Consider the following 12,603-nt stretch of genomic DNA (forward strand, 5'->3'; position numbering starts at 1 on the left):
AGACAAAGATGATATAATGAAATATCATTCTAAACGACAAGGATCCTGCTATGAAAATTAAACAAAAGCCCGGTGCGCTGCTAGATTTCCTGCTGACCCACCAGCGTAAGATCGTATTTAGTCTTATACTGCTGTATACACTAAATGTTGTTCCCCAAACCATAGTGCATTCGTCCAGGTTCCCCGCAGCAGGCCCAGTTGTGGGAATCCTGGCGGTACTGATTTATTTGGTCCTCTTATGGTTTCCAGCGTCGATTGTCAAAGCCCACTGGCGTGGAATTATGATTCTGCTCAGCTGGCTGCTGACAGTGCTCTATTGCCAGATGTTCAGTACCCCGGCACCGCTGATTGTCTTTGTTTTCTATCTTATTGGCTATGCTACGCTTCGGCTTCCGTTGTTTTTTTCAATCCTGCTGGGCGTATTGATGATATCCGGTGATGCTCTTATTTTCTTTCTGTTCGGGGTGCAGAAGAATGATATCTTAGTCGCTTCTGTCCTTCACTTGGGTACGTACATTATATTTTGGGGAGTACGGGTCCGTAGGGAAGCTACCCAGTCTAGGATGCTCTATTATGAGCAATTGCAGGCGGTTCATACGGAACTAGAGCAGGCACATCATCAATTGCAGCATACTCACAGTGAACTGGAAGAGGCTACGGTGCAACTGCTTCGTTATGCTGTTCTGGAGGAGCGGACCCGCATTTCCCGCGATCTTCACGATAGCATCGGCCATGGCCTGACTTCTGTCATCGTACAACTTCAGGCGTTGCCTTTTATGATGAAAAGTGATGCCGCGGAAGGCGAACAGGCGCTGCGCACCGTCCTTGACGTCGCCCGTCACTGTCTACAGGATGTCCGCTCGGTCGTCCGGCAGATGGCGACGGATGAGGCACGACTTGGCCTGGTGGCTTTGCAAAGTCTTGTTAAGCAGGTGCAAGAACAGGCTGGGCTTACGATCGGAATGTCCGTTGACGGGGACGATCAGGAATGGGGGACAGAGATTTCTGAGTTGTTGTATCGGGTGCTGCAGGAAGCACTCACGAATGTGATCCGGCATGCGCAGGCATCCCATGTTGAAGTGAACGTTACCAGCGATGGCAGGAGGTTGACGCTGACGGTTGCGGACAACGGAATCTGTCAGCCTGCTTCATCGGTGCAGCTTGGGTTCGGCCTGGCCAGTATGGAGGCCCGTTGTGAACGGGCCGGCGGTAACTTGCAAATACAAGGAGTTCAGCCGCACGGCATGAGACTGGTGGTTACAGTGCCACTGGGTGAAGGGGAAGAGAAACAGGAGGAGAGAACATGAAGGGATCTATGATCCGTGTCATACTGGTAGACGATCAGCAGCTTGTTCGTCATGGCTTGCGTTACATCATCAATGCGCAGGACGATATGGAGGTGGCCGGGGAAGCGGAGAGTGGGCCGGAGGCCGTGGAGCTTGTCCGGCATATTCGTCCTGACGTAGTGTTGATGGATGTTCAGATGCCAGGTGGCAGTGGAATTGCAGCAACACCTCACATTCTGGAACTTGAGCCGGATTGCAAAGTTGTCATCCTCACCACCTTTGACCAGGAAGACTACGTCTATGACGGCATCCGTTCTGGCGCGGCTGGCTATCTGCTTAAGGATGCCGCTCCCGAAGATATGGTGGATGCGGTGCGAGCGGCATTTCGTGGCGAGGCCATTTTCCGGACAGCAGTGGCCTCTAAGGTGATCGGGAGGGCGATGAGCTCCAGAGCGCCGATCCCTCTGGAGGACCATGTGCCGGACCCTTTAGCAGCCTTCGATCCACTGACTGACCGGGAGCTAGAGGTTCTCCAGCAGATGGCATACGGGCTGCGCAATGAAGAGATCGCAGCTGCGCTCTATATCGGAGAGAGTACGGTGAAGACCCATGTCCACCGTATCCTGCATAAATTTGATGCCGACGATCGTACTCAAGCTGTTGTATTCGCTATCCGCAATCGAATCGTTAAGTAACCCTTCTTTTACAAAAGGAGGGTCTTTTTTTTACAGGAACTCATTTACAAATATTCGTGCTCTGATTATACTCATCCATATATTTCAATTTTTATAGAGAGATCCCCCAACAAAGGAGAGTTGAAAACGTTGAGTGCAGTGCCTAACGCATCGAAATCACCAAGTCTTCTCAGCAACCGCTTCATCCAGACGATCATATTTTCTAATGTTTTGCTACAGATCGGAATCTGGGTCCGCAATTTTGCCATTTTGCTGTACGTTGCGGAGAAGACGAACAGAGATCCATATGCGATCTCGTTGATCAGCCTGGCTGAATTTGCGCCGATCTTTGTGTTCTCCTTCATCGGCGGAACGTTTGCAGACCGTTGGCGGCCCAAGCGGACGATGATCTGGTGTGATTTGCTGTCAGCGGTATCCGTATTTGCTGTTCTTTTGACCATTCATTTTGGTAGCTGGCACTCTGTGTACTTTGTAACATTCATCTCGGCGATCCTGTCTCAATTCTCGCAGCCTTCGGGGATGCGCCTCTTCAAGCAGCATGTGCCTGAGGAGCAACTGCAGCAGGGCATGGCACTATTTCAGTCGCTGATGGCGATCTTCATGGTGCTTGGACCGATGCTGGGTACGTTTGCTTACAGCAATCTAGGTTTGGAGTATTCGATAGCGGTGATGGGGGTTGTGTTCCTACTGTCTGCGCTTGTACTGTTCAGGTTGCCGAAGGATAAAGTTGAGCCACGGGCGGCTGATACCAAGGGACAGTTCCGCAAGGAATTGAGTGAGGGCTTCCGTTACGTATGGCAAAGCCCGGTTCTGCGCATGCTTGGTGCGGCTTTTATTATTGCCGGGCTGGCCGTTGGTGTAGCTCAGGCCTTGAGTTTATTTATCGTAACGGAGCGGCTGGGCAAGCCGGAGGATTTTCTGCAATACATGCTGATCGTGAACGGGGCGGCTATGTTGATTGGCGGCGGAGTTATTGCTGCTTTCTCAAAACGTGTGCCTCCGCAGGCTCTGCTGGGCTTTGGTATGCTGGTTAGTGCCTTGTGTACGGTCGTTATTGGTCTCTCGACAAGTGTAAGTATCACATTGATTGCGCAGTTTGTGAACGGTCTGGCCTTCCCTAGCATTCAGATCGGGATCAGCACAATGATCTTGAAATGGTCGCATGAATCCATCGTGGGCCGGGTGAACGGGGTGCTAATGCCAATGTTTACAGGGATGATGGTCATCTCCATGTCTCTGGCTGGCACATTGAAGCATGCCTATCCGCTGGTCACGATCTATGGTGGAGCCGGTGTTCTGTTCCTGCTTGGCGCACTGCTGATGATCCCGATCCTGAAACAGAGAGCGCCGGAGAACTTGCAGGCTGTGCCGCAGCAGTAAGGGATTTAATGTCGTAGATAAACAAGGGCCGCTTTCAGTCTGCTCCTCCTTAAGATTAATAGGGGAAGGGATGAAAGCGGCCTGTTCTGGATGGAGTTGTGGCATGAGGCGGGAAATGCGGTAGACCGTAATCATCCCCCAAGTGAATAGAGCGATGCTACAGGCTGCAACAGGGATACTGTAGGTGGAATATTAAAGGTAAGTTATTTAATATTTTTTGATTCTTAATGGGCAGTAATTACTTACAGTTTTCGATTTGGGGGGCGAGTTACAGCTATCATAATTTTGGACTGGCCACAGTCTCCAGATGGTATTTCATCTGATACTGATACAACTTCGTGCCAGTATAGAATCTTCAACTACTGCAATGGGTGTGAAATACAAACCAAGGCGAAATACTGTGAACGGCAGTTATGATTTTTACTGGCTGGTGACGATATCTTGGATTATGGGGATGTTTAGAAAGTGGAATTATACGGATTAAAAAACAGAAGTTTCCGCAATAGATTACGGATACTTCTGTTTTTTTGGAATTTAGTAAAAAATAGTATTTTAACGTTATTTACTTTTTTTATTTTGAAAAAAATAACCACCAGTGAGGGCTGCAATGATAATAAACATGGTGAAGGTTGGACTTAGTAATGAATTCTTGTACATATAACTTTGTATTAAAAGGCCCGCAAGTCCACAGATTAATATCACTCTCATGACGTGTGCTGCCAAACGATTAGGATTGTTAGTGCGTCTTAAAATAACAAATATCACACACCCTACAATTAAAAATATAACCATTGCAGCTAGAAGCGTGATAAATATGGACATAAGTTTCACCTTTCAAAAAGCATTTATTATAAATAATAACACATTAGTAAGGTTTTTTGCTATTCATTGTTACTTCATAATAAGGGAGAGGTAACCAATGGACATTTAACGTTACGCCATTAGAAGTATTGCCATTATGAAATTCAACACTAGAACCGACCATCTCACAGCCGGCTGTAACTATTGCTCCTGCTGCAGCTGCTGAGAAAGTCGCTGGGTTAGGGAAAATAGCACTTAAGAGGGTGGCTACTGCTGCCTCTGCGGCATATCCTTTTGCAATTTGTTTTAGACTATAAGCGAAGTATGAAGCATCAGATTTATTCATTGTTAATGCAACTCCCCACCAATAGGTGTTGGAGAATCCAGACATAATGGAAATGCCACCAGCTGGGGAACTAGATTTAGCAACAACTAAACCATTTGAAATAGTTGTTGAACCTGTAATTAGAGACTCATTTAAAATTGAAATTCCATGTTCAACAATTTGGTATGTCTCATTACTCACAATTTCTTTACCAGCAGGGTCAATATGTAAAAGACCATCCGAGCCTTCAGAAATATAGGGATTTAGTAGATTCGATTCTGCTATAACACTCGAATTGAAACTACTGCCACTAACAGCGGTTGCCTTGATAATACGAGACTCGGATGTTGATATAACTTGGGTTTTAACTTGATCATTCTGTAAAGACGGACTTGCAAAAATCATTGATGGGACTAAACTCCCCATGATGCTAATTGATACAATGCTACATACAATTTTCTTTTTCATTGTAAGCCTACATGATGTGTTATATTTAATTACGGTAATAATACTAACATTTTACAACAGAGGTTTATTTAGGGCTAAAAAACCATTTTAATATTTAATTATCCTAATTTATTGAATATGCATATATATTGTATATAGTTAATAGATACATTTAGTAATAAGCTATTTTCACGCAAAATCAAATGGGAACTCATAAATAAATTGGAATTACAATATGAATATATTCCTATTTTTAATATTTATTTAAGAGAATTCCCTGATTCCTGAAGTTACTAAGCAACTGTAGCGACTGCAGTATATGCTTTAATGTAAATGTTTAAATTAGAACTCAATCCTATAAACTCACCTAAGGGACTATGACCACATTGTAAAAGCCCTTTTCCCGGAGGGGCCCAAAATTGCAGGGGAGCGATATTCTAGGAGTTGGTTTGAATTTAGATTACACATAGAATAAGACCCTAGAGGAAATAGCAGGGTCATATCTATGTGTGCGCCCGGCATGGGTGATAGCTTGGCAGTAGGAACTGTTAGCCAAAGACAAGGGTGTCCGTCGCGAGACGGAATATGAAGGAAGCGGATGAGGGGAAGGTTATCGATCTTACCCGGGAAGATCTCACAGACGTAGAGTAGGAAAAAATCCGAAAGACGGAGTAAAGCTTGCTGTGAGAAGTCAGCAGAGGTCATACTATCGAAAGTTTTTTTCGGGAAGGGCCGAACAATCGTAAGTCTAGAATATATACAGGAAGGAGAGTCGGCGCGATGAAATCAGAATACCAAAAAGGCTGCCCTCAGAGGGAACGTGTGGAACACGAAGAGTATGTGGGAGTGTGGAGTGTCGGGATTCGGATTTCAAAAGGAGTGAATATATAGCATTTATTTACTTTTGTTGTTTTTATGGTAAATTATATTCTTTAGCTATTTATTATTTGTTGGAGCTAAAGATAGTCCATTACCCAGCGATGCAAAGGCATTTAAAATCCTCGAGAAGAAGAAGCTATTTGAAACGAAGCTCAATGTGAATGGTTAACATGATATCCTACAGCGTGTACTAGCTAGTTTTACAGATTTTGAGAAAAATTTAAACAAGACAAAAGACGTGATCGGACTGATGGTTCTCAGCGCCAAGGATTCCAATGCTGGTCTCATGCATACACGACATGTTGCCAAAGATTAGTGCCCATATCACTATGTCGCTCTGAGAAAATTGTTATGACAATGCCTCGATGGAGTGTTTCTTCTCGATCTCAAAACGGAAGGACTCTATTCTTACAATATTCGAAATATGGATGAGACATAATAGAGAATTGGGGCTTATATTCATTTTTACAACCAACATCGGCCTCAACGAGATTAATTTAGATACCTCCGATCCTGTACCAAAAGCAGTTTATAGCCTAGTATATTTATACAGTGTATATAACATTTTGTGATGGTTGTATATTGCATTAACCAGCCCACCTATGAATAATCTCATCGGCAGAGAACTTGGCGAAGAAAGGGTTATCGAGGGTGAAGGACTGCTATTGGTTTAAAAGCTAGATTAGTTTGCGCGTAACACGATACTCCAGCATGACCGCGAAGCTCTCTCATTAGAGTTTTCGGTCAGATCGACATACAACGGCATGCGGAGAATGGGTGTGTTTTTTCAGCCCTTAGGTAGCAGCTGATTCACGCCAGGAGCGAATACTCCGGCTTGGTGGAAGGTGGCTAGAGGGTAATAGATCTAGCCATCGTCGTATACGCCAAGCCGGATATTCCCCCTTCATAGATTAATTTCGTTCGAGTTTGGCTGAAATGCCTGTCAGAATAATTGCAGCGAAGACCATGACGGCACCGATCCAAGGCGTATGCACGAGACCTAGATGGTCGATCACTACGCCACCGACAACTGAACCAACAGCAATACCCACATTGAATGCTCCAATATTAAGCGCAGAGGCAACATCGACCGCTGAAGGAATATACTTCTCCGCAAGCTGGACAATATACAATTGAAGGCCAGGCACGTTCATGAAAGCGAACCAGCCCATTAAGATGACGCCGATGATGCCAGCAATTTTGAATGGAGCAAGGAATGTCAGCAGTACTAATACCCCGGCTTGAATTACGAACATCCAGAATAAGGCGCGGATAGGATTCTTGTTCGCTAGCTTGCCGCCAAGAGAGTTGCCAAAGGCAACGGCGATACCGTAGACGATCAGAAGAATGTTAATGACTCCTTGGCTAATACTGGTTACATCATGCAGAAGTGGCGTTAGATAAGTGAAGGCTACGAATGTGCCGCCATACCCAAGAGCGGTAATGAGAAAACCGAGCAGTAGGCGCCCATTGGTGATCAGTCGGAACATGTCACTGAACTTGGCAGGTGGAGATTGTTTCAGATTCCTGGGAATCAAGATGCTACTAGCAATAATGGCGATCACGCCAAGCGCAGCCACACCCCAGAACGTTGCCCTCCAGCCGAAGGCTTGACCGATATAGGTTCCGAGCGGAACGCCCGTAACAATAGCGATGGTCAGACCCGTGAACATTAACGCGATAGCACTAGCTTTTTTCTCAGGAGAAACGAGCTGAACAGCAATGGTCGCACCAATGGAAAAGAAGACACCATGCGAGAAATCCGTTATGAAACGTGCGATGAGCAGCACCGTGAAATTAGGCGCTAAGCCCGCTATTACGTTGCCGACTATGAACACTATCATCAGGGACATTAGCAGTGTTTTGCGGCTCATCCGGTTCGTAAGTGCAGTCAGAATTGGTGCGCCAATAGCGACTCCAAGTGCATAACCGGAGATGAGCAGGCCAGCTAGTGTAAGGGCAATATTTAAATCGTCAGCAATGGAAGACAGGAGGCCAACGGGTACAAATTCAGTGGTGCCGATCCCAAACGCACTGATCGCGAGGGCAAAAAGGGCCCAGCTTCCTGATGATGACCTTGTATTCTGATGAGACTGTGAAAGAGACGAACTCATGTTAATCCTCCTAGTGTTGTTGTGGTAACCTATGCAGAGTAGTCATGCTGCCCTGCGAACGAGAGTTATTATATAACCATAGGAATTGAAATTATAAGTACGTACTTTTAAGTGCTATAGGTACCTATAAGTACCCCATGTGGCCTGGCGGGGGTTTTCCATACTTACGAGAGTCAGTGGGAATAAGAAAACAGATGCAGTCTTGCGAGTTCATTAAACTCCCGAGACTGCTTTTTGGCATGTAACTGAACTGTGACAAAGGAGAGTGTTAGAAGAGATGTGTTTTTGCGGAATATATCGTAAACTATAACTATATGAATTTTTACGGGAAGAAGAGGTAAACGGAAGTTTATCATTTTAACCTAATAGATTGGAGCAATGACATGAGCTATCGCAATTTGGAAGAATGCATTATTGATCTGGAGAAAAACGGACATTTAGTTCGTATTACCGAAGAAGTGGACCCGCATCTGGAGATGGCCGCCATTCATATGAAGGTATTTGAAGCGGGTGGACCAGCATTGCTATTCGAAAAGGTGAAGGGTTCGAAATTCCGTGCGGTATCCAACCTGTTCGGAACGGTGGAGCGCAGCAAATTTATTTTTCGCGATACGTGGGATTCCACTCAGAATGTTATTGCACTCCGCAATGATCCAGTGAAAGCACTGAAGAATCCGTTCAAATATATCGGCACCGGACTTGCGGCAAGAAGAGCGCTGCCACTGAAGAAATCCGGTAGCCTACCATCTGGCTTCCAGGAAATACAGATCTCCGACCTTCCGCTGGTTAAGCATTGGCAGGGAGATGGCGGAGCTTTTGTAACATTGCCTCAGGTGTATTCGGAAGATCCGGACAAGCCGGGCATTATGAATTCCAATCTGGGAATGTACCGTGTTCAGCTTACAGGGAATGAATATGAGCTGAACAAAGAGGTTGGCATCCATTACCAGATCCACCGCGGGATCGGCATCCATCAGGACAAGGCCAACAAGCAAGGTAAGCCGCTTAAAGTAAGCATCTTTGTCGGCGGTCCTCCGGCACATACGTTGTCGGCAGTGATGCCATTGCCGGAAGGGATGAGCGAGCTGACCTTTGCAGGGCTGCTGTCCGGGCGTCATTTCCGCTACAGCTATGTGGATGGCTATTGCATCAGTAATGATGCGGATTTTGTAATCACAGGTGAGATCTATCCGGGAGAGACGAAGCCGGAGGGGCCATTTGGCGACCACTTGGGATATTACAGCCTGATTCACCCTTTTCCAGTGATGAGAGTGCATAAGGTGTATGCCAGACAGAATGCCATCTATCCGTTCACAGTGGTGGGCAGACCTCCGCAGGAGGATACCGCCTTTGGTGCGCTGATTCACGAATTGACTGGGGGGGCGATCCGGCAGGAGGTTCCCGGGGTAAAAGAGGTTCACGCCATCGACGCTGCGGGTGTGCACCCGCTATTGTTTGCAATCGGAAGCGAGCGTTATACCCCTTATCAGAAGATCAAGCAGCCTGCAGAGATTCTGACCATTGCCAACCGGATTTTGGGCACAGGGCAGCTCAGTCTGGCGAAATTCCTGTTCATTACGGCGCAAGAGGAGAAGAAGGTCAGTACGCATGATGTTGAGAACTTCCTGACTTATATTCTCGAGCGGATTAATCTGCGCCGGGATATCCATTTCCAGACCAACACGACGATAGATACCCTTGATTATTCAGGGACGGGATTGAATACCGGCAGTAAGGTGGTTTTCGCGGCGGTTGGAGATGTCAAAAGAGAGCTATGCCGTGAAGTACCGGGCATTCTGAAGGAGCTCCCGGGAGCCGGACACGCCGGGCTGATCATGCCAGGCATTGTGGCGCTCCAGACATCCCCGTTTAGTAGCTATGACGAGGCGCAGCGGGAGATTGGAGAATTATGCAAGTCTATTGAGCAAAGAGGATCACTGCCTTCCTGTCCGATGATCATTCTCTGTGATGACAGTGAATTCATGAGTGCAACGCTGGATAATTTCCTGTGGGCTACCTTTACGCGCAGCAATCCGTCACATGACATCTACGGTGTGAACAGCGGATATGAGCATAAGCATTGGGCCTGTGACAATGTTATTATCGACGCCCGCACCAAACCGCATCAGGCGCCGCCGTTGATCGAGGATCCTGTAGTGCAGAAGAATATTGAAAGAGTGTTTGTGAAAGGTGCAAGCCTGGGCGGTATCCGGACAGGGGAATAAACTATTTTATAGAAATTATCCAAGATTATAGGTAAGTAGTCACAGCAATTTCTTAGAATGAGAGACGCATTTATATACCTCCTGGCTCAAGCCCGGGGGTATTGGCGTGTGTGATAAACTGGGAGGAACACGCTGCTTGACAGTAAAGTAAAAAAGATTAATAATTACTTAGGGGGGCTAAATAAGTGGGTCATCCATTCAGTGGATATATCGTGTATTGGAATAAACGGATTTACCGCGATCTTAACGCTATGTATGACAGGAAGTTGGCACCCTACGGTCTTACTTCAGGACAGGTGAATGTATTGGAGCAATTGTGGACCCTTGGAGATGGCATGACGCAGAAGGAATTACACGAGCGGCTTGGCATTCGTCCGGCATCACTTACGAATCTGCTTAATGCTCTTGTAGAAGGCGGTTGGGTGGTTCGGAAGTCCGATCCGCAGGATGCAAGGTCCAAACGGATTTATCTGACAGAAGCAGGACTGGCTCAGAGCAAGATCTGTATGGAGATTATCACGGAGCTGGAAAGCGTGGTCCGGCAGGGAATGTCCCCGGAAGAGATCTCCCTGATGCTGGTGTGGATGCAGAAAAATCATAACAATGTTTCCAATGAGGAATAAAAAACAATAGAGAGGAGGGAGGTTTTTTTTGAGATTATATTTAGCCTAGCTAAATATAATTCTGACAAACCCATTCTGTAATAGAAAGGAAGATAATGATGAAGATCAAACCAGTAGTGGATGGAATCTATTTATTACCTCTGAAAAATGTAAATGCCTACCTGCTGGAAATGGAGCAAGGGCTTGTACTAATAGATACAGGATTACCCGGGAGTGAGCATGAAATTATAACAGCCATTGAATCGCTGGGTCACAAGCGTGAGACGTTGAAGTCTATTCTGCTTACGCATTGCCATACCGATCATGCTGGAAGTGCCGCAGCACTGAAACGAATGCTTCCACATGTTAAAATCTATGCAAATGCCATGGATGCCGACATTATAGAGAATGGGTTGCAGATGCGGCCGATGACTTCGGCTCCGGGTCTGCTAAACAAGCTGTTGTTCCGTCTCTTTGGCAAGGGAACTCCCGTCGAACCTGTTCAAATTGATGTTAGGTTGGCAGATGGTGAGCATCCTGATTTCTCGAATGATTTAATGGCTGTTCATCTCCCGGGTCACTGTCTAGGTCAGCTTGGTTTCTTGCATTCCGGGCATGGCGGAATTATGTTCGTAGCAGATGTGGCGACCAACATGACGGGACTCGGTTTCAGTATGGGGTATGAAGATATAGAGGTTGGGAAACAAAGTATTCGACAATTGGGTCAGTACGATTTCGGAATTGCCTGCTTCGGTCATGGCAGACCCATCATGCGGGAAGCCTCACGCCGGTTTCAGCATATGCTCCGGTAATCGCTACGATAGTACCCAGCTAGTTAACGCACAGCAGCCCTCCGGGTGGAGAGGCTGTTTTTTTACGTATATATCAGAGATCAGTAAAAATAGTTGTCCGTGGTCATTTGAGGAATTGTCCAATATAGTTAATTTTTATAGAATACAAAAGAAGCTCATATTCATCGACCACTAGGAGGCTTAGGGAGAACATATGCTGTTAGCAGAAGAAGATTATCAGTTTAGAGATACATATTTTGTAGTGTGGCATGGAGATGGGCTACTTCTCATCTTGTATATTGTTGTTATCATTGCAGTGGGTTTGTTTTGTTGGAGGAAAAGCATAAAGCGGAGAAAGGGATAAACTGAAAAAAACAGAGAACTGAACCCTTTGGTATGAGCATTATCAAACTAGATTCATTGCTCTATGTAGTTGCTTAAAAATTGATCCCATGGACATACTTTAAACAAATTTCCTTTTTTTAAAAGGGATAGTTATGAGTAAGAAGCAAACCGCAATCCATAAGTAAACATGTCCGACTAAGGCGTGTTAATATGTAGCTGTAAACTTATTTTAACTTCAAAGGGAGCGATCGCGTTGACAAAAGAATTGTGGATTAACCTTCCGGTAAAGAATCTTCAGAAGTCACGGGAGTTCTTCGGCAAGCTTGGTTTTTCGTTTCATCCTAGGCATGAGAACAGTGATGAGGCCGCGGGGCTGATCGTTGGGGATAAGAATGTGATGGTGATGCTGTTCCCTGAGGAGACCTTTAAAAGCTTCACAGGTCACGAGCTTGCAGATACGCAACTGGGGACGGAGGTCTTATTGTCCATTGATGCAGAGAGCCGGGAAGAAGTCGATGAGCTGGTGAGCAAGGTGCTGGAGGCTGGCGGCATGGTCTACAAAAAGCCCGGAGGCGAGGGCTGGATGTATGGTGCCGGATTTGCTGATCCAGACGGTCACCGCTGGAATGTGTTGTACATGAACATGAGTCAAATGCCGCAGGGATGAGATTTATCCTGAGTGGTTTAAATAATAGATAAGTCTTGATAGCAGT

At 46.0% G+C, this 12,603-nt stretch carries 9 protein-coding genes; 7 read left to right on the top strand and 2 right to left on the bottom strand.

The annotated features are described in order from the left end of the window. Positions 1 to 50 precede the first annotated feature (50 nt). The 3 genes from ACFVRY_RS16185 (at position 51) to ACFVRY_RS16195 (ending at position 3,361) form a co-directional block, all read left to right on the top strand. Entirely contained in the window at positions 51 to 1,307 is a 1,257-nt protein-coding gene (locus ACFVRY_RS16185) for a sensor histidine kinase (protein ID WP_387501248.1), read from the top strand. After that, positions 1,304 to 1,981, top strand: a complete 678-nt coding sequence (locus tag ACFVRY_RS16190; protein ID WP_387501249.1) for a response regulator — start codon at positions 1,304 to 1,306, stop codon at positions 1,979 to 1,981. Before ACFVRY_RS16185 ends, ACFVRY_RS16190 begins: the two co-directional genes overlap by 4 nt. A gap of 120 nt (positions 1,982 to 2,101) precedes the next feature. After that, positions 2,102 to 3,361 carry an MFS transporter gene (locus ACFVRY_RS16195; RefSeq protein ID WP_387501250.1) on the top strand — a complete coding sequence of 420 codons (1,260 nt, stop codon included), beginning with the start codon at positions 2,102 to 2,104 and terminating at the stop codon, positions 3,359 to 3,361. 865 nt (positions 3,362 to 4,226) lie between these two features. On the opposite strand, the gene ACFVRY_RS16200 is transcribed toward ACFVRY_RS16195, so the two are convergent. Next, positions 4,227 to 4,955: a hypothetical protein gene (locus ACFVRY_RS16200; protein WP_387501251.1), complete on the bottom strand. Its 729-nt coding sequence runs from the start codon at positions 4,953 to 4,955 to the stop codon at positions 4,227 to 4,229. A 1,769-nt stretch (positions 4,956 to 6,724) separates the two neighbouring features. After that, a complete protein-coding gene (locus tag ACFVRY_RS16205) occupies positions 6,725 to 7,927 on the bottom strand; it encodes an MFS transporter (protein ID WP_387501252.1) in 1,203 nt (400 codons plus the stop codon). 383 nt (positions 7,928 to 8,310) lie between these two features. On the opposite strand from ACFVRY_RS16205, the gene ACFVRY_RS16210 reads away from it, so the two are divergent. The 4 genes from ACFVRY_RS16210 to ACFVRY_RS16225 all read left to right on the top strand — a co-directional run bounded on the left by ACFVRY_RS16210 (position 8,311) and on the right by ACFVRY_RS16225 (position 12,557). Continuing rightward, on the top strand, positions 8,311 to 10,152 hold the full coding sequence (locus ACFVRY_RS16210; RefSeq protein ID WP_387501253.1) for a UbiD family decarboxylase: 1,842 nt from the start codon (positions 8,311 to 8,313) through the stop codon (positions 10,150 to 10,152). A 185-nt stretch (positions 10,153 to 10,337) separates the two neighbouring features. Continuing rightward, positions 10,338 to 10,775 (top strand): MarR family winged helix-turn-helix transcriptional regulator, encoded by a 438-nt coding sequence (locus tag ACFVRY_RS16215; protein ID WP_387501255.1) that lies wholly within the window; start codon positions 10,338 to 10,340, stop codon positions 10,773 to 10,775. A gap of 95 nt (positions 10,776 to 10,870) precedes the next feature. Further along, the gene (locus tag ACFVRY_RS16220) at positions 10,871 to 11,566 is read left to right on the top strand and encodes an MBL fold metallo-hydrolase (RefSeq protein ID WP_387501256.1); all 696 of its coding nucleotides are present in this window, start codon (positions 10,871 to 10,873) and stop codon (positions 11,564 to 11,566) included. Positions 11,567 to 12,143: 577 nt separating this feature from the next. After that, entirely contained in the window at positions 12,144 to 12,557 is a 414-nt protein-coding gene (locus ACFVRY_RS16225) for a VOC family protein (RefSeq protein ID WP_387501257.1), read from the top strand. The last annotated feature ends 46 nt before the right edge of the window (positions 12,558 to 12,603 follow it).

The organism is Paenibacillus sp. NPDC057934, assembly GCF_042887565.1.
Lineage (GTDB): Bacteria > Bacillota > Bacilli > Paenibacillales > Paenibacillaceae > Paenibacillus_AQ.